Source organism: Archangium minus (assembly GCF_044360475.1).
Lineage (GTDB): Bacteria > Myxococcota > Myxococcia > Myxococcales > Myxococcaceae > Archangium > Archangium minus.
Genome location: NZ_CP043494.1, coordinates 5,385,956 through 5,408,681, shown reverse-complemented (window position 1 = coordinate 5,408,681; position 22,726 = coordinate 5,385,956). Strand labels below are relative to the sequence as shown.

Genomic DNA, 22,726 nt, shown 5'->3' with positions numbered 1-22,726 from the left:
GTGCCCGGCCCCCATGGCGCGACTGCTCATCGTCGAGGACCACCCTGAACTGGCCTCCCTCATGGTCGCCGCAGCCGAAAGCCGCGGCCATGAGGCGACGGCCGTCCACACCGGCGAAGCCGCGCTGGCACTCCTGCGTCCAGCGGCCTTTCACGCCGCGGTAGTGGACCTGTTGCTGCCCGACATGCGGGGCAGTGCCGTGCTCTCCGCGCTCCGGGACCATGCCATCCCCGCAGTGGCCGTCAGTGGTGTCTTCAAAGGAGACCGCTTCGCCCGCGAGGCCACCGAGGTCCACGGTGCACGCGCCTTCTTCGAGAAGCCTTTCGAGCTGCTCCAGCTCCTGGAGTCCGTCGAGCAGCTGTGTGGCCTGACCCGCCCGCTGGCCTCGGATGTCGACGAAGAGGAGGTGGTGGTCTTCGAGGACGCCTCGCTCCTGGACATGGAAGACGAGCCCGTCTTCACCTCCACCGAGGACGAGCCCGGCTTCACCGCCCAAGGGGATGAGCCCGTCTTTGTCTCCCAGGAGGACGAGCCAGGCTTCACCTCGCACAACGACGAGCCCGTCTTCCGTCAGCCTCCAGAGGAGCCTGCCCCCGTGGTGCAGGGGCTCGTGGTCGTCGAGGAGGTCCAGGATCCCCTGAGCGAAGAGGCTCCAGCGGCGGCCACGGACGCGGAGGCATACGCCGAGGCCGTTGGCACGGATGAACCTGCGCCCTACTTGCCGGACGTCGTTCCGTCCGAGCAGGACTTCTCCGACCTCAGCAAGACGCCCATCACCCTCCGGCCAGAGGAGCTCGAAGAGCTCGAAGTGGCCGAGGAGCAGCTGGCACCAGCAGCCTCCTACGAGGAGCACGCGGTAGAGGAGTCACTCGGCTCTGTCGAGGAGCTGCCGGCACCGGTGGCCTACTCCGAGGAGCACGCGGCACTGGAGTCACTCGGCTCTGTCGAGGAGCTGCCAGCACCAGCGGCCTCCTACGAGGAGCATGCGGCACTGGAGTCGCTCGGCCCCGCCGAGGAGCAGCCGGCTCCAGCGACCTACTCCGAAGAGCATGCGGTGCTGGCGGCTCTCGGCCCCGCCGAGGAGCAGCCGGCCCCAGCGACCTCTTACGAGGAGCAGGCGGCGCTGGCGGCACTCGGCCCCGCTGAGGAGCAGCCGGCTCCAGCGACCTCCTACGAGGAACACGCGTACGAGGAACACGCGTACGAGGAACATGCGGCACTGGCGGCACTCGGTCCCGCCGAGGAAACATCAGCGCCGAGCACCTCCGCCGCGGACACGTCCGACTCGCAGGAACCCGAGCCCGGGCTCGCCCTGCCCTTCGGCGAGCGCGAGAAGGTGTGGAACAAGACGGACCCCTCCGCCCCTGGCCGCCGTCCTCCGCCCGAGTGGTCACTCTCCGGAGACCTGAAGAACACCAGCATCCCTCGGCTGCTCAACGCCTACTACGAGGCGCGCCACAGCGGGGAGCTCAAGCTCCGGCAGGGCTCCGTCCTGAAGGTCGTCTACTTCGAGGCGGGCCGCCCGGTGTATGCCGTCTCCAACCTCGCCCACGAGCGCTTCGCTCGCTTCTGCGTGCGTCGCGGCGTGCTGCCGGAAGCGAAGCTGCAAGAGGTGGCCACCCTCGCCCGCGAGCAGAACATCCGCACCAGCGAGGCGATGATGCGCCTGGGCCTGCTGGATGCGCGGCGCCACCCCCAGCTCATCGAGGAGCAGGTGAAGGAGATCCTCTGGTCCACCTTCTCGTGGACCGAGGGCGCCTATGGCTTCAGCCCCACGCGGCCACCCCGCGCGGGACTGGTGAAGCTGTCGGTGTTTCCCGGGGATCTCATCCTCGAGGGCATCCTCCGCTCCGAGCCCCTGGAGTCGCTGCGCCAGCGAATGCCGCGCTCGCGTCGGCTCTTCCCCACCGCGGCCCCACCCTATGCCCTGCACGAGCTGAAGCTGAAGGGGCCGCAGGCCCTGCTGCTGGCCTACACGGACGGCAGCAAGACGGTGGAGGATCTGCTCACCCTCACGGAACTCCCCGAGCGTGGCGTACTCGCCACGCTGCGGGGCCTGGAGCTGATTGGCGTGTTGGAGGAGCGGCGCGACGAGCCGAGCAGTCGCAACCGCATCAGCTTCGGCCTGTAGGGCGCGGACGCCCCACCCTCACCGGCGTCGGCGGCGCACGGCCGCCACCAGCGCCCCGAGCGCGAACAGCACCGGGCCTGGACCCGAGCTCGTGCAGCCACAACCCGAGTCCGGCACCTGAGGCCCGGGAACCGAGGAGATCGAAATGGGCACGCCGCGCAGCCGGGCCTCGCCCTCCATGCGCCGCTCGCCCACCAGGTGGGGACGCGCCACGTAGGTCAACGTTCCAGGGCCGTCGCTCCCCAGGGACAGCCCCGTCACGGTGAGTGCCTCCTCATCCCAAGTGGCCGTCACGGGCTGGCCGTTGAACTTCGCGCTGCCCTCCACATACGTCAGGCCCTCCATGCGCTCCACGTAGCTCACGTCCGTCACACCACACGCGGTGGTGTTGAGCAGCTCCACGGAGACGCCGACGAGCCCCGTCTCCGAGGCGGCTGGCACCTCGGTGCGACGGCGCAGCTTCACGAAAGGTTCCACGGTGATGGGCAACGTGTGCGTGATCGAGGTCCAGTTCTCCGTACCCGCGTCCGCCGTCACATTCATCACCACGGGTCTGCCCACCAGTTCATCCAGCCCGGTGTCCCGCGTGGCCAACGACACCGTGCGACCAGACAGGGAGACCTGCTCGAGCTCCGGGCCATCCACCTGCGTCCAGGTGACGGTCGGCGTCTGACAGGCTTCCGGGGGGAAGGCCTGGGTCAGCTCGGCGCGCGCGCCCTCGTTGCAGCGAGCCACCAGCACTGTCTCTACTGACAGCGGCTCCAGCCCCGCATCAAACCGGGGTACAGCCACGTCCTTCGTCATCACGAGGGAACGCAGACCCGTCGCCTCCGTCATCGAGGCCTTCAACTGGAAGTTCCCGCCCTGGCAGCCCAAGCCCAGTGGGAACCGCCACTCGCCCGGGACATCCACCTGCGCCACCTGCGTCGGCCCCCCTCCGCCCAAGGGCTCGAGTTGGAGGTCGGCACGCAGGCCACGCTCCTTCTCACAGTTGAGGTTCGACGTCACGCTCACGTGCAGCTCGTCCGAGGGCATCGAGTCCTCTTTGACGACGAGCACGCCCGCGTCGAACGGAGCCTTGTCAGTCTGGATCATCACCTGACGCGCCGAGGACGGGCCGGCGAGGCCATCGACGGAGCCCACGTGGTGCTCGCTGGTGACCAGCAGTTGAGTCGTATCGAGGCAGTGCGGCGCCTCCACCACGAGCGTCGAGGCTGGCGCCGGGAAGCTCTGGATCGGCAGCCCGCCGACACCCTCGCGGAACGTGACGCCGCCGGGCACGCCCCCGTCGGACAACGTCACACGCCACAGGGACACCACTCCTGGGAAGGAGGGGCTGCCCACACAGTCATGGAGGCGCGGGTTGTCGGGCGTGAGCGCCAGAGCCTCCCCAGCGGTCAGCTGCACCACGCCTGAGTCCGCGCTGAACACCGCGTTCGGAGGGCCCCAGGGCGTCACGTGCACCTTGAAATCCTTGAAGTTGGAGAGCCCTCCCTCGTCCTCCACATGGAGCCGGAAGTCGAAGTCCCCGCCCTCCGCCTGACAGAAAACCCGCGGAGGCGTGATGACGGCGGTTCCCCCATCCTGCTCCAGCGACGGCACCCCCGTGCCCGAGAACCGAGGCTCCCAGGTCTTCTGGATTCTGCAACCCGCGGATGACGTGTCCCCGAGCGCTCGCAGCGTCAAGGGCGCTCCGCCCGCGGCCAGCTCGCTCACGACCGGACCGCTCGGGACCTCGCCGCCATGAGAGAACACCACCGTGGGAACCTCCGGTGCCCGCGTGTGCTTCACGAACACCCGGAAGTTCTTGTGGGCGTCATGCTTCGCCAGGCCATCCGAGGCATGAATCTGGAAAGAGCCCACCTGCTGCTCTCGCTGGCAGGTGACACCGGGGGTGACCTGCACCACGACAGGATCTCCCGGCGCACCGCTGACCGGCGTCACCGTCCACGAACTCGAGCCCACGCTCTGGTGCGAGGCCGTCACCAGCACAGGGTCTCCATCTGGATCACTCGCCGCGAAGGTGAGCTGGCCAGGCAGGCCCTCGTTCAACGTCACCGAGGCGTCCATCGCGTCATTCACCACGCTCGCAGCCAGGGCGCTCGCGGAGATGCTCGGGCCTGCGTCGTTGGTGTAGACGAAGACGTTGCTCCCGCCGGACTGGTCCGCGGTGAAGACGCAGTAGCTCGCACCCGTGCAGGCAACCTGCCTCAACGGAGCCGAGGCGACAGTCTCCGGAAGCGACCGGAAGCGCCAGATGCTCCCCGCCTCCGTCTTCGCGAGCATGGGCACAGGGCTCATCACCCCCGCGTCGCCGTCAGGCCGCTTCACGACGGCCATGCCGAACCCCGTCCCGGCATCCCCCCCGGCCTCCACGTTCATGGACACGCTGTTCACGCTCCAGCCGTCGAGCACCTGGACCGGTCGGAGCTGGGTCCCCGCATCCCGGAGCGTCCCTTGAAGAAAGCCCTGCTGAGTGCCCACCACAGCATAGGGGACCTCTGGGCTGCCGGCGGGGAACAGCTCAATCGCCGTCACGGCGCCCATGGGCGACTCGCTCTGGGCCCGCCGCTCCTTCAAACCGCTGCTGGTGACCCAGTAGACGCGAGAGTCGGGGAGCGATGTCCCCACGAGCGCATAGACCCCGCCGTCCGCCCGAACCACCCCAATCGTTTCGTTGAAAGCATCCGTCGTGCCGTAGGCCGGACTAAAGGGCAGGGAGTCGTAGATGCTGGTCTCCGACAGATAGATATCGTAGGCGCCCGCCCATTTGAGCACCAACGCGGCGGTGCCGCCTTGGGCCGCGTTCTTCACCCGAAGGACATTCACCTCGGGAATGGAGATGGGCCTGTTGTCCAGGTTGGATTTTCCACACGCTCCCCCATCTGCGCCCTTGAAGTTGCGCGTTCCGGCCCCATCTTTCCTGACCGACACGAGGCAGTCATCGAGCGGGTGGTAGTAGGTGCCGGCCGACTCGGCCGTGCCCGCATCGATCGCCCGTGAGATGCCCCCATCCAGAAGCAGATAAGCCCCGGACCTGCCCGACCCCACGAACCCCAACGAGGCCTTTTCAGGGGCCCACACATCCAGGACGTTGTTGGGCCGCTCTGGCACGGACGGGCCCGTGCGCCAGTCGGCATGCGCGCTGGCGGCGGCCAACATCGCCAGGGCCCCCACCGCACACAGGGCGAAGAGCCGCACACGCGTGCTCCACCTAGTACGCCAGCTCTGCTCGTAGATAGAGCCTGTCGGACCCATTCTGTGCCTCCTCCGGCAAGCCCGTTCCCGTGAACCCCAGCAGAGTGTAGCCCATCGCCACACGCAGCTTCTCGTCCATGCGGTACGCCACCTCGCCACGTAGCGAACCCAACGATTCCTGTTCGGGCACCACCGACCGCGCCGCGCCCTCCACCGCCACCTCCAGCCCCCCCACCACCCGGACCGAGGGCCGCAACGAGCCGGTGAAGACCCATATGGCCACATCATCCCGGTTGCTCCGGCTCGCGTGCAGCCCCGCCGCCAGCGCAAACCGGTCCCCCAGGCGCACCGCCGGCAGCAGGGAGAAGACCTGCTGGGCTCGCTCACCGAAGACGGAGCGCGCACCAGGCTGAAGCTCGCGGGTGATGCCGTAGCGTGCCACCAGAAGGAAGGGCCCTGGTCTCCACGCGAGTGCCGTATACCCCTCGAGCAGCCGGGCCTCTGCCTCCCTGCTCTCTCGCTGGTAGGTGCGCCCGTAGTTCATCCGCCCCGAGATCGACAGATCGTGGCGCAGCATCGCCTCCGCCGCGAGCACCAGGATCGCCTGGATGCGATCCACCGGCTCCGACACACCTCGCTCCGGCGTGCCGCGATCGAAGCGCATCTCCAGGCGGCCATCGGCTCGGAAGCGCTCCAGGATGAGCTCTCCGGAGACGCTCGCCACGTCGCGCCGCAGTGAGCCCGGCACGTCGAGCACGCTCCTCACACCCCGCTCGTAGCGCACGCCCACGTCGAGCGCGCCGAAGAGGGTCTGCTGGAAGCCCACCGCCCTCGCCAAGCGCACGGCGTTTGTGTCGTGAGAGGCCACGTCCTCCACGAAGAGGCTCGTCCCGTCCGCCAACTCCGTGCTCGCCCCGCTCACCGCGCGGCCGGCACCGAAGTCCGGCCCGTCCACATCCACCGAGTAGCTGCCGTAGTAGACGTCCTGACCCCGGTGCCACGTGCCCCGCACCCACGCCAGCGGCCCCAGCTGAGGACCCCAGCCGCCCCGCACACCCACGACGGCCTCGTTGACCGTCACGTCCACGCCCACCGAGGAGAAGGTGTCGTCCACTCGGCCTGGGCCCTCGCCACGCAGCACCAGCGCCTGCCGGTGGCTGGCGGACACACGAAGCCAGTCGTTCACCACGAAGTGGCCCTGGAGCCCCGCGGAGGTACGTCCACCCTCGAGCAGCGGTCCCTCCCCGGGCACTTCGCTGGCGCGCAGACTGGCGTCGCGCAGCTCCGCGCTCACGCCCCACCGCTCCCACGTGTAGCCGAGCCCCAGTCCCAGCGTGCGAGCCCCCAACAACCCCTCTGCGAAGGGCCGCCGAGGATCCGCCGAGAGCCGATCATCTCCGAGCAGCGTGAGGCGCCAGGGCCCCAGCGGCTGCACGGCACGCAAGGACCACTGGCGGAAGGAGGAGGTGTCCGCGTGCGTCCCATCGGAGAAGCCCACCGTGCGCCGACGGAAGGCCGCGTCCACCGAGCCCTTGCCGAAGAGGCCTGGCCCGCGCACACGCAACCCCAGGGCATCTCCGCCCCTCGCATCCTGCTCCTCGTCCGGCCGGAGGAAGGAGAGGCCCCCATCGTCAGAGACGCCGAACAGCTCCGCCAGCACCGCCGAGCCCCGGCTCCGAGCCACCTCCGCCATGAGCGTGTAGCCGCCCAAGGTGGTGCGCGCGTGCCCGGAGAGGAGCTGGTAAGGAGGAGCCCCGGCTCGCTGCTCGTGCACGGCGGACACAGATACCCGTCCCCCCTTCCACTCCGTCCAGGCCTCGGCTCCGGCGGAGTCGATGGGAGACGCCGACTGCAGCACGGCGTACTGCACGGTGAGGACGGGCTCGGGCGAGGCCGTCAGTGGCTCCGTGCGCAGCAGCGACTCGCCGGCGATGAAGGACAGGGGGCGCGCGAGGAAGACACGACCCGCCGTGTAGTCGATCTCGTAGTCCCGACCTCGGACGAGGTGGCGCTCGGCGAGCGGCAGCCCGGTGACTCCGTCGCGCAGCTCCACACGCAGCAGCTCCGAGCCCTCCGCCACCGGCACGGAGCCCAGGTAGTAGAGACTCCCGCCCGTGCCGCGCAGCTCCTCGTACGCCGGCATGGCAGAGAGCGAGCGCGTGGGATCCGCCAGCCCTCCAGCGAAGACATTCACGCCCGCGCGCAGCCGACCCACCTCCGCCGCCAGCTCCGCGAAGGGGCCGAACAGCGGCCGGTGGTAGCGACCCACCTCCCCTTCCACCTGCAACGCTCGATACGTCCCCAGGCCCACCCGACCGAAATCATCGTGGCGCACCTCGAGACGCAGACGACCCTCGGCGGGGTTGGGCGTGAGGCCCACGGACGCATCGCCCCACTCGGGGATGGCGAGGTCTGGATCCGGCGCCCGACCCAACCGCGGAATGCGGGGGCGCAGCCAGTCCGCCACCGAATCCCCGCGCAGGTTGTCCACGTCGATGTCTCGGAGATCCAGCTCACCAGTCAGCAAGAAGGAGCCCAGGCGCGCCTCACCATGGGCCGCTCCCCGTCCCCTCAACCGGAAGTCCTTCGTGGAGGGAGAGAACGTGGCCTCCACGTCCAACAACCCCACCGCGAAGGACTGGGGCACCGCCTCCAGTTGCACCGTCACCGTCCGGGCCGGCATGCCCGGTGGCTCGACCTCCAACGCCACCAGGTTGCGGCCCGCGGAGAGCACCAACGGCACCAGCACGGACCCCTCGGAGCCCACCGTCACCTCGCCCCGAGGCGAGCGCACGCGCGTGCCCGCGGGGAACTCAGCGAGCAGCGAGGAGGGGCCACTGGCCGACGGCGCGCCCTCACGGCCCGGCAGCCGCAACACGCCCTCGGGCTCGGGCTCACGCGGGATGACGAGCAGGCTCCCCTCACGCGACACCACGTCGATGCGCTGGCGGAAGAGGCGCAGCGTGCCCTCGGAGCTGAGGGCGGTGATGGGCAGCACGTTCTCCCCGGGCTCGAGCCGGACACGCGCGCGCCAACCGCCGCGCTCGTCCACCTCCGCAGGAAGGACCCCCACCGTCACCTCATCGCCCGGTGAGGTCTGCCCGGCGACGAGGAACTCCACCCCGCCCGGCACCACCGCCGCCGTGGGCGGTGACGTGTCGTACGAGAGCGACAAGGGAGACAGGGCCTCAGCGCGGGTGCGCACTGCGAAGTCCTGAAGCACCAGGGCGGCCCAAGGCACTTCCACCGTGACGGCCTCGGGGCTGGCCTCGCTGTCGGGCGGCAACGTCCGTGGATCCAACCGCAGCCGTTGCCGGCCAGGCCGCAGGTGCACCCCGCCTGTTACGTCCGGGCTGCGCGCGTCCACCTCGGCGAAGTGGTAGCGACCCAAGGCGTCCGTGCGCACCTCGCGGCCCGTGGCCAGCACCAGGCGGACCTCGGCCAGGCCCGGCTCCTCGGGAGCACACCGTCCGTCTCCGTTCAGATCTCTGCACACGCGCCCAGCGATGGCCGCCGCGAGCTCCGGGGGCTCCACCCGCGCGAGCTGCGCCCAGGCGGCACCCGGCAGCAGGGCGAAGCACAATGCCCAGCTCGCACACCTCAAGGCCGCACCTCGGCGAGCGCGGTGACGCCGGTGGCCACATCCCCCACCGACACGCTCACAGGCCCCTCATGCTGCACGAGGAAGCTGCTGCGTCCGTCTTTCACCTCCACGGGGCTCTGCTGACCCGCGGACAGCCACACGTGGGCCGCGCGGCCCTCCAGCACCCGGCCCGAAGCGTCCTCCATCCAGAACGTGACGCGCGGGCCCTCCACCCTCAACCGCACATTCACTGGCACGGCGGGCGCCAGCTTCACGCGCTGCTCCGCGGTGGCCGGAGCGAGTGGCTGCATCAGCGGGAACACGGGCCCTCCCTCGGCCACCACCTCCACCGTCTGACGGAGCCCAGGCCACTGACTGTGCACCACCTCCAGCCGGCCCGGTCGCACGGGGCCCAACACCACCGTGCCCTCCTCCCCCGTCACCCGCTCCTCACTCCCGGCACGCAGGGGTTGCCCCGGAACCGGCAGTCCAGCCAGGTCCGTCACGCCCGCATACAGCACGCCTCCCTCCACCCAGACGTGCAGGCGCGCCGGCTCCGTACCGGCCGGGCCATACGCGAGCACCTTCACCACCGCCTCGCCCACCTGGCCCCGCGGTGGCAACGTCCAGTCACGGGTGATCACCCCCCGGGCCTCCTCGCGTGGCGGGCTGAAGGAGCCCACGTCCGCCTGCGCTACCACCAGCGCTCCCGGCCTCGGCCGCCCGAAGGCATCCCACGCAGTGGCGGTGACGGGCACCGTCGAGCCGAGGTGCACCATTGGCTCGGTCAGGGACAGGGCGACGCGCGCCACCGGCCCCTGCACGAGTTGCAGCGACAACTCCTCGCGTGAGCTGCTCCCCCGCTCCGGCCAGGTGGCGACCAGACGCTCCGGCTCTGCGGGCAGCGTGCGAGGGGCGGTGTAGATCCACTCGAGCAGCCCTCCCTCGGCGCGCGTGGGGCCGCGCAGGGAGCCATGACGTGCCGAGGCCTTCACCCGAGCGTCCAGCACCGGCCGGCCCAGAGGATCACTGGAGGCGCACAACAGGCGCGCCTGGGACACCCCATCCGCCGGGAGCCGCTGGGGGTTGAGGACGCACGCCAGCCCGTCAGTGGGAGGCAAGGCCAGGTTTATCCGCGAGCGCCGCACGTTGCCCGACGCGTCCACCGCACGTCCCAGCCCGACGTTGTGGCCCGGCGGAACGATGACAGGCAGCCGGAAGCGCCCGTCAGGCGCCGCCTGAGTGGGCCCGAAGGTCACCCCGGCGATGGTGACGGCAATCTCCACGTTCGGCTCGGTGCGGCCCGGCAGCTCCACCGACGTGGCGAGCGGCACCAGCACTTTGCCATAGGCCCCGTGAATGGACTGCGGGTGAGGCCACGCCGAGAGGGCCACCAGGATGGCCACCTCTGGGTAGCGCGTGTCCGGCAGCACGTAGCGGGCCTGCCAGGTGCCCGGCCCGGTGCGCGTGAGCTCCTCCAATCGGCCCACATTGGCCCGCAGCACGGGGGGCGCCCCGGTGTCATCCGGTGTTCCATCCGGCTGGAGCATGCGCACCGTGAGTCGCGCCTCCTTGTCCCGGCCCTTCACGGGCGCGGGCGGATCCAACGTGAGTGAGACCTGTGTGGCCGGCGGGCCCAACACGTACCGGGCCTCGGCTCGCAACCCAAAGCCCTCGGCAGCCACCTTCACCTCCCGCGCGCCCGGCTCCGGGATGACGAGAAACGTCCTCAACGGGGGCTGCTCGGGCCCCGGAGACAACCGCGCCCCGCTCGCCGACACGGAGAGCGCCGCTGCCGATACGGGCACACCCGTGGCGTCCCGCCGCACCAGGGCGATGGAGAAGCCCTCGGGTGGGACAGCCGCGGACGGCCCTAGGATGTCAAGAGTGTCCGCCGAGGCCGCCGAAGCGACGAGCAGCAGGACTGGCAGGAGGCGGTTCAGAGCGTTGGTAATTTATCAGCGTCCATACTGCGTCCGAAATCCTATATCCCCGATTCGACACGGCTTCGCGCCCGAGCGGTCCTGCCACGGAGCAGCACCGCGGCGAGCATCCACACCCCCAAGAAAGACGCCGAGCCGCCTCCCGCGCTGCAGCCCGGAAGGTGCTGCTGTGACACCTCCTCGTCCTCGGCCAGACCAGGGCCCGAGGCGAGCTTCCCCTCGTACCCGCTCGGCACGAAGTAGTGCTGGAAGCTCCCCTTGTCGGAACCCGTGCCCAGGGACTCGGCGGGCACGAACTCGCCGTAGTGGATTTCCGCACCCTCGAACGAATCATCCCGCGGGCTGTCAGCGCACGACAGCGGCCCATAGAGGCGCACCCGGAAGGCGCTGCCGGGCGCGTCATCCAACCGAGCAGACAGCTGCCGCCGGCCCTGGAGCGGCACCGCGCGTGCCATGCTCGCCACGTCCTGTCCGAGCTCGGCGGGCGCCACCTGCAGGCCCTTGCCGAGCCACACCCACCCCTGACTGGCACGCATCCCCTCGAAGCCGTTGTCCACGCACAGCACGCCCGTGCCCGTCGCCTCGACTTCGGTGGAGACCACCGCCGACTCGCCGCTGGCGTTGTTCACCAGCAGGGTTCCCAGCAGCGGCCGCACACCGGGCGAGGCGCACACGGCGGCGGGATCCTTCGAGGAGGGCGACACGTCGCAACCGCTCGGCAGGCGGAACATGTAGGCGTACACGTTGAGATGGCCATCCTGCCGCTCCGTCCACACCACCCGCGCCATGCCGTCCGAATCCACGCTGATGTCGCTGAGCGACTCGCTGCCCGGCGTCTCGGTAAGCCGGTAGTACGTCTGCGTGCGCAGGTCGTACAGCATGAGATCGAAGTTGGGTGTCCCTTCGGACACCGCCCACCGCTCGAAGGCGATGAGGGGGCCACTGATATTGGGGTTGGTGTCCGTGCCTGGGAGCGAGAGCCGATGGACCTCGCCGCCCGCCACCGGCTGCCAGGCGATGTCCGTCTCCAACGCACCATTGACGGTGCTGCGCGTCACGTACACCACGACCTCACCGTTGGTATCCGGCAGGGACTCCTCGCCCTCTGCCCCGGTGAGCTGGGAGACCTGGTAGCCCCCGTCCACCGCGTGGGCCGCCCAGATGTCGCACCCATCAATGGTGGTGGCGCACTTCATCCACACCACCGCCTGACCATCCGCGCTGACAGCGGGAGCCAGATCCTCGCTCGTGTCCTCGGACAGCCGGGTGAGCGCGTGCGTGTCCATGCGGTAGGCGAAGATCTCCGGCGGCTCGGCCTCGGCGGTGTAGCCCAGCTCCTGCCACACCACCGTCTGGCCGCCCACTGCGGCGGCACGCCGATCCGCGCCGGTGCGAGGAGCGAGCTCCTCCGCAACGCCGCCCTTGCTCACATTGAACCGGAAGACACGGCTGGAGGTCGTGGCGCGGGTGAAGACCACCACGTCGCCGCTGATGTCGGAGATGGCGTCATATCCCCCTTGGGTGGGGATGGCCTGATCCACGCCCGAGGCCAGGTTGTGGTAGCGAATTTCGCTGCTGCTGAGGTTCAGCTGGTTGGTGTAGGCCACCAGCGCCCCGCTCACGTGGGGATCCGTCTGGTCTCCCGGCCCTTCGTTGACAACCAGGGACGAGCCCCGCAGGGGCGCCCCCGCGCTCTGGCCCAAGGCCAGCGCCGGCACCAGACATGCGAGGGTGGTGAGCGTCCGCAGCATCGTGGCTGACCTCCGGTTGCACTTCGGGCGACGGACCTAAACCCCTGTGACCAAGGGCAATCCCGGGCTCAGCCCCCCAAGCGCCAACCCGCGCCAGTTCCCACGGCAGCCACGGCCGGCCGTCCTTCAGGCCCCACGGCTTTGCGCACCCGGGCTTTCGCTCGGGATTGCCCTTGAACAAGGGTGATTCTCAGGTCAAAAGCGGCGTGCAAGTACCAGGCCCCGCAAACAAGCGTCAAGGCGCTCGTCTGTCAGCCTGCCTTCACGGGCTCTTCGGAGGTGGGTCATCCCATATCCCTGGGTCAACCGTGACCTGCTTGGGCGGCGTGGTGTCCACGGTCAGGTCGCGCTTCTCCTCCTGACGGAGCCCCCCGACGGACGAGGCCTGGACCTGGACGGCATTCGTGCCTTCTTTGAGAGAAACGACTTGGGAGAAGTGACCTTTTTCGTCAGTGGGGACGATTCGACCATCCACCACCACCCGGGCACCGGGGTCGCTCTGTCCGGAGACGACGACCTGACGCCGGGGACGTGCGGGCCAGTTCACCTTCAGGAGGAGGCTGGTGGGGATGGGGGTGGGATCCGAGGGCCCGCGACCCGGGCGGACAATGGACTGCTGACCGGCTCGGACGATGACGACCTTGCGCGCGCCGCTGAAGGAGGCCTCGCCCGCGAGGGTGGCCAGGGCGACGGTGCCCGCGCCGTTGTTGCTCAAGGTGAAGGTACCGCCCTCGGTGCGGGCCACGGCGTCGCTGCCCGCGGCCATCACCTCGATGGCCTGTCCGGCCTCGGGGTTGACGCGGACCGTCGTCATACCGTTGCCGAGCAAGAGGCGGGAGAGCGAGTCGGTGAGGTCCTCCACGGACACCTCGGTGCCGGCGTCCATGCGCACCTCCACGGCCTCGCCCCCAATGAGCACTGCGTAGGCGCCATCCAGGGTGCGCACCGCGTCTGAAGGGCGCAGCGCCTCGCCGACGCTGGCGTCACGCCACTCCCCGCCGCGGCGCACCTGCACCGTGCCGCTGATCTTCTCGAGCGTCAGGCCCACCGGACGTTTGACCGGAGGAAGCGTGGGGGCCGGGGCCTCCACCACCTGGGGCTGCTGCGGAGGCGGAGGGGCGGGAGGCTGATGCAGGAAGAGGAAATAGCCCAACGGCAACGCCGCCAGGATGGCGACGAGGCCGATCAGGAAGGGCGCACTGCGCCGACGGGAGCGAGGAGCGTCCATGGCGCCCTGAAGCTACCTCAAGCCGGGCCTTCGCCCTTACGCCTTTGGTAACCACACGGTGAAACAGGTGCCCTGCCCCACTTCCGTGCGCAGCTCGATGCTGCCGCCCGCCTCACTGACCACCCGCCAGGCGACCGACAGGCCCAGGCCCACGTTGGACCAGACATCCTTGGTGGTGAAAAAAGGCTCGAAGATGCGCGAGCGGTGTTCGGGAGCGATGCCCTTGCCCGTGTCCTCCACCTCGAGGAAGCCGCGCCCGTCCCGCTCGCCGGTGCGCAGGGTGAGTCGCTTCGTCGGCGTCTTCAGCATCGCGGTGCGTGCGTTGGACAGCAGGGCCAGCACCACCTGGGACAGGTGCCCCGGGTCCGCCTTCACCCGCACGGGCGGGCACACCAGCTCGGTGGAGAGGACGATCCCCTCCCCCGTCATCTGATTCTCCGTGAGCGTGAGCGCGTCTCGGATGACGGCGTTGAGGTCCACCGAGCGCAGCTCGGGTTTCGCGCGCTGCTGGGAGAAGCGCAGCAGGTTCTGGGTGATCTCCTTGCAGCGCTTGGCGCTCAGCTCGATCTTCCGCAACGTGTCGAAGTCGGGATCCTTCTCGTCACGATCGAGCATCAGGAGCTGGGTGTTGCCCAGGATGCCGGCCAGGGGGTTGTTGATCTCATGGGCCACGCCGGCGCCGAGCTGACCCACGGCCGCGAGCTTATGAGCCTCGAGCAGCTGGGCCTGGGCGGCCTTGAGCTCGGCGGTGGCCTCGTCCACCCGGGCCTTGAGCTCGTCGTTCCAGCGCAGCATCCGGGCACGGGCGGACTCCAGCTCGGAGCCCATGCGGTTGAAGGTGGCGGCCAGGTCGCTGAGCTCGTCATCGCCCTGCACCGTGACACGCCGCTCCAGCTCGCCACGGCTGAAGGCCTCGGCCCCCGCCACCACCTCGGACAGGCGGCGGTTGAGCCGGCGGGTATAGAGCGCCCCCAGACCGAGCAGCACGGCGAAGGCGCCCCCAATGGACACCAGCACCGTGCGGCGCATGGCGCGTACCGGGGCCAGCGCGACGCCCTCGTCCACGGCCACCACCACCTCGAAGCCGGGCACCTTGGGCACTCGCGCGGCGCTCACCCGCATGGCGGGAGCGTCCAACCGGAAGCTGCGCACCTGCGCGTCGTCCGAGACGAGCCGGGCGGCCAATGGAGCCTCTAACGACTGCAAGCGGCGCTCGGGCAGGGAGCTGGCCAGGATGCGCCCAGCCGAGGAGTCCACCAGCTCGAGCTGTCCCGGCTTGCCCCCAGCGCGCCGTGCCAACAGTGCCTCCAGGTCAGAGAAGACGACCTCGGCGAGCGCAAAGGGCGAGTCCTCGCCATCTGCCAGCTTGACCGCCACCGCCACCGCCGCACGTCCACTGGGGGCATGCGCGTAGACACGACCGAGGGCGGCCTGCCCCTTGTTCCCTCGGCGCAGCGACTGCACCGGCACGGCCTGGGCGAGCGCCAGCGTGGCGGAGGGATCAAACCCTGGGTGCTCGCCCTCACCGAACTGCTGGAAGACGGGCGTGCCGCGCGGGTTGCCCTGCGCGTCGAGGTGCAGCACCGCGCTGACGGCGGGAGACTGACCGTAGAGCAGCTGCAGACCACCCTGGAACTCCTCGGGGGTGATGCTCTCCCAGTTGAAGAGCTCCGCCGAGCGCGCGAGCGCGTCCACTGTCTTCATGAGCTCCACGGACACGCTCTCGGCGGTGGCCTCCGCGAGGACCCGCTGCTCGGAGACGATGCGCTCGGTCAGCTCCGCCTCGGCGCGTGACAGCAGCATGAAGCCCACCGCCGCCAGGGGCAGGACTGTCGCGGCGAGCATGAAGAGGATGAGCTGCTGGTAGAGCCTCATCCAGTGGCCGTCCGAATAACCGCGAGCTCCTTGTCACTGCGCAGGTAGACGGAGCCCTGAATGGCCTTGGCGCGCTTCTTCATGTCCGCGGCCCGCCGAGCCAGCTCGGCATGGTCGTTGGACACCCCATCGCTCAGCACGGCCACCACGGACACGCTCATGATGGGGAACTTGCGCTTCTCCCCGTAGCGATCGTCCGTCTCGATGTGGCCGCGCTCCCGGTCCTGCTTGTCGTAGTAGAGCGGGATGATGCGATCGAAGGCCTCGATGGCGCGCTGACAGATGCGATCCACGCTCTCGGGGGCGGTGACGAAGACGAAGTCATCTCCCGCCACGTGTCCGAGGAAGTCCCCGGGCAGGCCCTCCTGGCCGAACACCTCGCGCAGCAGATCTCCCGTCTGGCGGATGACGCCATCGGCCTTCGCGAAGCCGTAGTAGTCGTTGTAGGCCTTGAGGTTGTCCAGGTCGAGGTAGCAGAAGGCGAAGGGCTTGCGATCGGCGAGCCGGCGATGCACCTCGCGCTCGATGGCGCCCGAGCCGGGCAGTTGCGTGGTGGGCGAGGCGCCCAGCTCCTGCTCCTTGCGGCGCAGCACCGTCTCCACGCGAGCCCCCATCTCCAAGGCGTCGAAGGGCTTGGTGAGGTAGTCGTCGGCGCCGAGCTTGAGGGCGCGCACCTTGGCGCTCGTCTCCGCGAGGGCGGAGATGAAGATGACGGAGATGTAGCCGCTGGCGCGCTCGGCCTTGAGCTCCTCGAGGAAGTGGTAGCCATCCCCATCGGGCAGCTGCACGTCCAGCAGCAGCACATCCGGGCGGCGCTCGCGCAGGGCCCGGTGCGCCTCCTCCAGGGAGGAGGCCACCTCGACCTCGTAGCCGAGGCTCACCAGCACCTCGCGGCAGATAGCGGCCACCTTCTCGTCGTCGTCCACCACCAGCACGCGCCCATGGTGCTGACCGGCGTGCCCGCGCACCAGTGAGTCCACGGTGGCGAGCAACCTGTCGGACTGCAGCGGCATGGACAGGAAGGCATCCGCCCCAGCCCGGAAGGCACGCTGGCGCTCGTCAAAGGCGGAGAAGACCAGCAGCGGTAGCTGACGCGTCTCCGGATCATGCCGGAGGATCTCCGCCAGGCGCAGGCCGTCGATCACAGGCAGCCGGGCGTCCACCAGCAGCGCGTTCGGGTTGTGGGCGCGCGCCTGGGTGAGACCCTCCTCGGCGCTGGTGGCCAGACGCACCTCGTAGCCGCGCGCACGCAGCAGGGCCTTGGTGATGTAGCCGATGTCCGGCTCGGCCTCGACGAGCACCAGCGAGCCGCGTCGCTCGGGGCTGCGCTTCTGCGTGAAGTCGAGACCGTCCGGCTTCAGGTACTCGGCGGGAGGCTCCACGGGGAGCACCACCACGAAGCGCACGCCATCGTGACAGGGCTCGCACCAGATGTGGCCGGCGTGGGCCTCCACGATGTTGCGGCAGATGGCCAGCCCCAGCCCGGTGCCGCGCACGGTGCGATTGGCCTTGGTACGGGCCTGCTCGAAGCGGTCGAAGATGCGCTCCAGGTTCTCCTCGGCGATGGGCTCGCCGCTGTTCCAGCACGTGAGCGCCACGAAACCGGGCACCGCCGAGGTGGCCTTGAGCTCCAGCCGGACCTCGCCGCCCTCGGGAGTGAACTTGGCGGCATTGGTGAGCAGGTTGTTGAGCACCTGGGTGAGGCGGTTGGGGTCCGCCAGCGCCCGCAGGCCGTGCTGGGGCAGCCCGGCGGACACCTTGACGCGCCGATCCATGAAGGCGGGGCCGTACTTCTCCACCGCGCGGCGCACCTGCTCGTCCACGTAAGCCCACTCGAAGTTCATCCGCAGCCGGCCCTTGGCGAACTTGGCCAGGTCCAGCAGGTCATCCACGATGGCGTTGAGCTTCTCCGTCGAGTCGCGCGCCAGCATCAGGTACCGGCGCTGCTTCTCGTTCATGTCGCTGGAGAGGAAGTTGAGCACCAGGTCCAGCGAGCCGGAGATGGAGGTGAGCGGCGTGCGCAGCTCGTGGCTCACCATGTGGACGAACTCGTCCTTGCGCTCCTCGAGCTGCTTCTGCTCGGTGACGTCGCGCAGCACCACGCACACGCCGCGCAGCACCCCGCGCGCGTCATTCACCGGAGTGACGGTGGTGTGGATGGTGCGCTCGTCGAGCTTGAGCTCCTCGCGCAGCACCTGGGCGCCGCCGTACTCCCAGCCACGCACCAGCTCGAAGGGATCAAACCCGAGCTTCTCCCGCAGCCGCTTGCTGGCATCCGGGGAGGTGGGGCCGTCGCCCAACATCAGCATGCGGCGCGCGGCGGGGTTGAGCACGACGATCTCATTCTTCTCGTCGGTGAGGATGACCCCATCGGCCATGGACTCGACCATGCGGTCGATGCGCTGGCGCGAGGCCTCCTCGGAAGCGCGCAGGGACTGGATGGCGTCCGCCGTCTGGTTGGCGAGCGTGTCGAGCAGCGCGCCATCCTCCTCGGAGTAGACGTTGGGACGCTGCGAGAAGAGCGACAGCAGCCCCACCGGACGGCCTCCGGCGGTGAGGGCCACGGTGAGCTGGCTGGCCCAGGTGGCCGGAGCGGCATCGTCCTGGGAGGTCGTGCCAGCAACGTGGGTGATGACGCGATCCTCGGGCAGCACCAGCCCCGAGCGCAGTCCCCAGGCGGCCAGCATGGACTCCTTCACACCCAGCAACGACTGCTCCCCGACAACAGTTCCCTGGCAGCGCAGGCGCAGGGTGGCGGTGCGGTCCCAGCCGAGCGCGATCAGGGCCGCGCCGCAGTCATAGGGCAACACGCGCGACACCGCGGTCAGCACTCGGTCGATGATGGCGTCGTAGCCGAGCGGCTCACCCGCGCTGGCGCGGCTCACCTCATAGAGGACACCGAGCGCCTCCACCCGCTGGTGGAGTTTGCGCAGCAGTTGCTCCTTGTCCCGCCGCAGCTGGGTGTACTCCACCGCGTTCTTCACGGTGATGAGGAGGTCGTTCAAGTCCCAGGGCTTGGTGATGTAGCGGTACACCTGGCCCCGGTTGATGGCCGCGATGATGTCCTCGGGATCCGTGTAGCCGGTGAGGAGCAGCGCGGTGACGTCGATGCCCTCGGCACGCGCGGCCGCCACCAACTCGATGCCCGTCATCTCCGGCATGCGCTGGTCGGTGATCAGCACGTCCACTCGGTGCTGCCTCAGAAGCCCCAGTGCCTCTCGGCCGGAGTTGGCCGACAGCACGTGGTAGCGCTTCTGGAACATGCGTACGAGCAGATCGATGACGTCGGGCTCGTCATCGACCAATAGGAGGGTGTTTCGAAGCTCGGACAAGGTGTTTGGAATTCTACGCCTAGACGAGGGGGGGACCCCAGACCCTGTTGGGCACCAGAGAACACACACGGATTGTACGTGCTCAGCCTTGAACGAATTGACTCTATACGTATGTTCAGGGAGCATGACGGTACTGAAAGCCTGTTGCGCCGGTGGCCTACCCACCGAGCGAGGGAGCGAGGCATGGAAGAGCTGACCGAACGCCAGCGTGAGATCCTGGCCTTCATCGTCAAGGAGACGGAGTCGCGAGGCTTCCCGCCGACCATCCGGGAGATTGGCGAGGAGATGGATATCCGCTCGACCAACGGGGTGAACGATCACCTCAAGGCACTCGAGCGCAAGGGGTACCTCAACCGGGGCGAGCAGCAGAGCCGCTCGCTGGTACCCACCAAGCGGGCTCGGCTGCTGCTGGGTCTGGGGGTGAAGAAGGAATCCGGGATGGTAGAGGTTCCCCTGCTGGGCAAGGTGGCAGCAGGCGCTCCCCTGCTCGCTCAGGAGAACGTGGAGGACTCCGTCCGGATCGACAGCTTCCTGCTGGGCGGCCAGGGGCGCGAGGTCTTCGCACTTCGGGTGAAGGGCAACTCGATGATCGAGGACGGCATCTTCGACGGGGACTACCTCTTCGTGCGCAAGACGCCGCAGGCGCAGGCCGGGGACATCGTGGTGGCGCTCATCGAGGACGAGGCCACGGTGAAGCGCTACTACCCCGAGGGGGAGCGCATCCGCTTCCAGCCTGCGAACGCTACCATGCAGCCCATCTACGTGAGCAAGGCGGAGTTCCGCTCGACGATGATTCTGGGCCAGGTGGTGGGCGTGTACCGCAAGCTGCCGGGCGGAAAGATCTAAGCCCCTTCAGGGAAAATACTCCCTCTCCCTCTGGGCTGAGGATTGCACACGCTAGGCAGGCGGGGGGCGGCGGAAAGGAACTGGGCAAGGGAGAAGCCCGCGACGTAGTCGCGCAGCCGTTCGTAGCCGCGCCAGAGGACGAGCCAGCCCGGAGGGCGCTTCTGCGGGTTGGCCATGTAACCGCCCAGGGCGGCGATGAGCAGCAGGGCCTGACGAAGCGTCAGCGCCCCTTGCAAGGGCATGCGTGGAGAGAGTTGGGGTGCCATGGCTTGGAGCACTTGCACCTCGGCCGGAGCCAGCACTGCGTCGGCGGGCTCATCCGGGAGGGTACGGCTCAGGGTGCGCAGGCGCAGCAACTTGACGGAGGTCAGCAGGGTGAGGGCGAGCAGGTTCTCCAGGTGCTCGCGTGCCTCGTGCTGACGCCCCTCCAGTCGGCAGCCCGTCTTCAGGGCCTTGTGCAATTCCTCAATGCCCACCTCTTCTGGTAGGCCGTCACTGCGCCCCAGGCCGCCTCCTCACTTTCAATGGGCGCGTTGCTCAGCAGCAGCCACTCCACGGCTTTCTGTCCCTGTGGCGGCGCCTCTTCGCGCACCAGTACGCCCCACACCCGCACCGGCTGCCCACCCTGGCGCCCGGGGGCAGCAGCGTGAGGGGGCATAGCGCAGCGACAGCGTGGCGTCGCGTGCCGTGCGCGCCACCCTGTCGGCCCGGGCTGGCTGGGCCGACACGTGCAACGGCCGGCTGCCCACCACGGGTAACCCTTCCAGGGTGGCCCACAGCTTCCCCCCTTCCCCCTCCACTCGCCTGTCCTGGCCGGCGCGCACCAGCAGCTGAAAGCCCTCGCCGGTCGCGCGGGAGAGCAACTCGAAAATGTCTCCTTCGGCGTCGATGATGTGCAGCAGCCGCCCTGGCTCTCCCACGCGCTCTTCGGCCTCCACCAGGGCCCGCCACCACAAGACGCTCTCCTTCTGCTCGAAGGGCCGCTGCTTTCTGCTCTTGGCCTTGCCCCTTTGCGCGGCCGGGCGCTCCCAGGTGCACGCTCCCAGCACTCCAAAGGCGGCGCCGTCCGTCTGCACCACCAACGCCGTCTGCACGAAGAAGCCCTGACAGACGGGGTTGCCCACCTGTCCTACCCCGCTCATGGACAGGTGACTGAGTTCCACCTCGGTCCGGTCGTGCACGCACAGCGCCACTTCTCCCGCCAGCCCTTGTGCCACCGCCTTGCCCACTGTCTGGGCCGCCGGCTCCAGCAGCCTCTGGAAGCTGACGTCTTCATTCTCCACCATCCGGTAGGCCCCCATTCGCTCCGCCCGGCTGGTGCCCAATCGATTGAGGGTGACCCCAGGCTGCCCCTCCATCAGGTGAAGGGTGTGCAGCAGCCTGTCCCTCAGCCACACCTCGTCCTGGGGACCGAAACTCCCGGCCGGATAGAGAACCTCGTACGTCAGATACAATGCGGCAGCGTCCATGGGCTGCCTCCCTATCGGACCCTACCGCTCAAGTCATGCGCCTTCCTGCTTGCCCACCCCTTGCTCCCTCTCTCCCTCTGCGTGTGCATTCTTCAGCCCTCTGGGAGAGGGTGGGGGTGAGGGTATTCGAACCCGCTCTTCAACCCGTGGCCCTCGGTGTGGACAGGGGGTTCAACCCGGGTTTACCCGATACCCTCACCCTGTCCCTCTCCCAAAGGGAGAGGGGATATGGCTCAAGGGCACTTCTTGAGCTTCACCCCGCTGCTGGCAATCCGGTTGCACACGGTGGTCACGGTGGCCTCGTCCTTGAGTTCCCGGGCGAGGGTCGCGGTGCGCAGCTGCAGGTCCAGGTCCTTCGCGTGGTCCGGCTCGGCGCTGAGGTTGGTGAGGATGCGCAAGGCGTCCGGCTTGCGCCCGAGCGTGGAGAGCAGCTCGGCCAGCGCGGTGAGCTCGTGCACGTCAGAGCCGGAGACGGTCTCGAGCGCCAGCCCCAGTTGCTCCTCGGCGGCCTGACGCTCGTTGCGCGCCAGGTGGAGGCGCGCCATGGCCACGTGGACAACGGCCCGGTCCTTCACGCGGAGGGACTCACGGTACGCCGCGAGGGCATCCGCGGGTTTGTCCAGCTTCGTATAAATCTCCCCGACGAGCTCCCACAGCGTGGGATCCTTGGGGGAGTTGCTGGCGGCTTCACGGTAGGACGCGGCGGCTTGAAGGAGCTGGCCGTCACGCACCTGCTCGTCGCCGAGCGCGGTGAGCAGCTCAGGGGTCCGCACGCCCTTCCCCACCCAATCACTGAGGAGCAGGAGGGCCTCGGCGCGGCGCCCCTCTCCCGTGAGCACCTCGACGGCGCGCAGCACGAGGGGGCTCTTGCTGGCATCGGGACTGGCCTCGGCGGCGAGGACGAAGTGCTTCACCGCGGCGTCCAGCTCGCCGCGCTTCACGTGAATCTCCGCGAGCTGCTCGAGGGCGTTGAAGTCCTTGGGGTGGATGGAGAGCGCCTTGCTGAGAGAGCTTCGGGCCTCCTCGAGCTTGCCGAGCTGGGCCTGGATGAAGCCGAGCCGGCTCCAGTTGGTGGAGCGCTTGGAATCGCGCTTGAGGGCGAGCTCGAACTGAGCAGCGGCCTCATTGAGGCGACCCATGGACAGGTAGACCTCTCCGATGGCCGCGGGCAGGCGGGGGTCATCCGGAGAGAGCTCCTTCATGGTGTTGAAGGAGCTCAGAGCCTCCTCGAACTTGCCCTGGAGGTAATCGGAGGTGCCCTTGATGTAGTAGCCCTCGGCCTGCTCCTTGGGGCTGGGCGGAGAGGGGCGCTCCTCGCAACCAGCGGCGAGGAGGGCAAGCAGGGGCAGGACACGCCAGCGCGAGTGCAT

The 22,726-nt window shown here is 69.0% G+C and carries 11 protein-coding genes, 3 pseudogenes and 1 riboswitch; of the genes and pseudogenes, 2 read left to right on the top strand and 12 right to left on the bottom strand.

The features are described from left to right. The first annotated feature begins 13 nt into the window (after positions 1 to 13). Entirely contained in the window at positions 14 to 2,131 is a 2,118-nt protein-coding gene (locus tag F0U60_RS22295; RefSeq protein WP_395823060.1) for a DUF4388 domain-containing protein, read from the top strand. A gap of 18 nt (positions 2,132 to 2,149) precedes the next feature. Here F0U60_RS22295 and F0U60_RS22290 read toward each other — a convergent pair whose 3' ends face one another. From F0U60_RS22290 to F0U60_RS22250, 9 genes and pseudogenes are all read right to left on the bottom strand, one after another. Then, entirely contained in the window at positions 2,150 to 5,332 is a 3,183-nt protein-coding gene (locus tag F0U60_RS22290; RefSeq protein WP_395823058.1) for an MYXO-CTERM sorting domain-containing protein, read from the bottom strand. Positions 5,333 to 5,345: 13 nt separating this feature from the next. Continuing rightward, a complete protein-coding gene (locus tag F0U60_RS22285; protein WP_395823056.1) occupies positions 5,346 to 8,933 on the bottom strand; it encodes a flagellar motor protein in 3,588 nt (1,195 codons plus the stop codon). Continuing rightward, positions 8,930 to 10,834 (bottom strand): hypothetical protein, encoded by a 1,905-nt coding sequence (locus F0U60_RS22280; RefSeq protein WP_395825389.1) that lies wholly within the window; start codon positions 10,832 to 10,834, stop codon positions 8,930 to 8,932. Before F0U60_RS22280 ends, F0U60_RS22285 begins: the two co-directional genes overlap by 4 nt. 62 nt (positions 10,835 to 10,896) lie before the next feature. Beyond that, the gene (locus tag F0U60_RS22275) at positions 10,897 to 12,606 is read right to left on the bottom strand and encodes a TolB family protein (RefSeq protein WP_395823054.1); all 1,710 of its coding nucleotides are present in this window, start codon (positions 12,604 to 12,606) and stop codon (positions 10,897 to 10,899) included. A 101-nt stretch (positions 12,607 to 12,707) separates the two neighbouring features. After that, positions 12,708 to 12,788: riboswitch (cyclic di-GMP riboswitch) on the bottom strand. A gap of 80 nt (positions 12,789 to 12,868) precedes the next feature. Continuing rightward, the gene (locus F0U60_RS22270) at positions 12,869 to 13,834 is read right to left on the bottom strand and encodes a hypothetical protein (RefSeq protein WP_395823052.1); all 966 of its coding nucleotides are present in this window, start codon (positions 13,832 to 13,834) and stop codon (positions 12,869 to 12,871) included. A gap of 36 nt (positions 13,835 to 13,870) precedes the next feature. Next, complete coding sequence (locus F0U60_RS22265; protein ID WP_395823050.1) at positions 13,871 to 15,709, bottom strand: ATP-binding protein; 1,839 nt, start codon at positions 15,707 to 15,709, stop codon at positions 13,871 to 13,873. Continuing rightward, a pseudogene (locus F0U60_RS22260) lies at positions 15,706 to 16,227 on the bottom strand (diguanylate cyclase domain-containing protein); the annotation flags it as partial. The gene F0U60_RS22265 and the pseudogene F0U60_RS22260, both read right to left, overlap by 4 nt. Before the next feature lie 54 nt (positions 16,228 to 16,281). Further along, a pseudogene (locus F0U60_RS22255) lies at positions 16,282 to 16,632 on the bottom strand (response regulator transcription factor); the annotation flags it as partial. 66 nt (positions 16,633 to 16,698) lie between these two features. Beyond that, a pseudogene (locus F0U60_RS22250) lies at positions 16,699 to 18,972 on the bottom strand (response regulator); the annotation flags it as partial. A 252-nt stretch (positions 18,973 to 19,224) separates the two neighbouring features. Between F0U60_RS22250 and lexA the strand changes: the two are divergent. Further along, positions 19,225 to 19,887: a transcriptional repressor LexA gene (lexA, locus tag F0U60_RS22245; RefSeq protein ID WP_395823048.1), complete on the top strand. Its 663-nt coding sequence runs from the start codon at positions 19,225 to 19,227 to the stop codon at positions 19,885 to 19,887. On the opposite strand, the gene F0U60_RS22240 is transcribed toward lexA, so the two are convergent. The 3 genes from F0U60_RS22240 to F0U60_RS22230 form a co-directional block, all read right to left on the bottom strand. Then, positions 19,884 to 20,348 carry a hypothetical protein gene (locus tag F0U60_RS22240; RefSeq protein ID WP_395823046.1) on the bottom strand — a complete coding sequence of 155 codons (465 nt, stop codon included), beginning with the start codon at positions 20,346 to 20,348 and terminating at the stop codon, positions 19,884 to 19,886. The genes lexA and F0U60_RS22240 overlap by 4 nt on opposite strands. A gap of 60 nt (positions 20,349 to 20,408) precedes the next feature. Further along, positions 20,409 to 21,356 carry a hypothetical protein gene (locus tag F0U60_RS22235; protein ID WP_395807399.1) on the bottom strand — a complete coding sequence of 316 codons (948 nt, stop codon included), beginning with the start codon at positions 21,354 to 21,356 and terminating at the stop codon, positions 20,409 to 20,411. Positions 21,357 to 21,589: 233 nt separating this feature from the next. Continuing rightward, positions 21,590 to 22,726: a tetratricopeptide repeat protein gene (locus tag F0U60_RS22230; protein ID WP_395823044.1), complete on the bottom strand. Its 1,137-nt coding sequence runs from the start codon at positions 22,724 to 22,726 to the stop codon at positions 21,590 to 21,592.

Bases quoted from the DNA above. Each gene is read 5' to 3' on its own strand.
- F0U60_RS22265 (WP_395823050.1), bottom strand. From the start codon at position 15,709: ATGAGGCTCTACCAGCAGCTCATCCTCTTCATGCTCGCCGCGACAGTC.
- F0U60_RS22270 (WP_395823052.1), bottom strand. From the start codon at position 13,834: ATGGACGCTCCTCGCTCCCGTCGGCGCAGTGCGCCCTTCCTGATCGGC.
- lexA (WP_395823048.1), top strand. From the start codon at position 19,225: ATGGAAGAGCTGACCGAACGCCAGCGTGAGATCCTGGCCTTCATCGTC.
- F0U60_RS22230 (WP_395823044.1), bottom strand. From the start codon at position 22,726: ATGCACTCGCGCTGGCGTGTCCTGCCCCTGCTTGCCCTCCTCGCCGCT.
- F0U60_RS22295 (WP_395823060.1), top strand. From the start codon at position 14: ATGGCGCGACTGCTCATCGTCGAGGACCACCCTGAACTGGCCTCCCTC.
- F0U60_RS22235 (WP_395807399.1), bottom strand. From the start codon at position 21,356: ATGGACGCTGCCGCATTGTATCTGACGTACGAGGTTCTCTATCCGGCC.
- F0U60_RS22275 (WP_395823054.1), bottom strand. From the start codon at position 12,606: ATGCTGCGGACGCTCACCACCCTCGCATGTCTGGTGCCGGCGCTGGCC.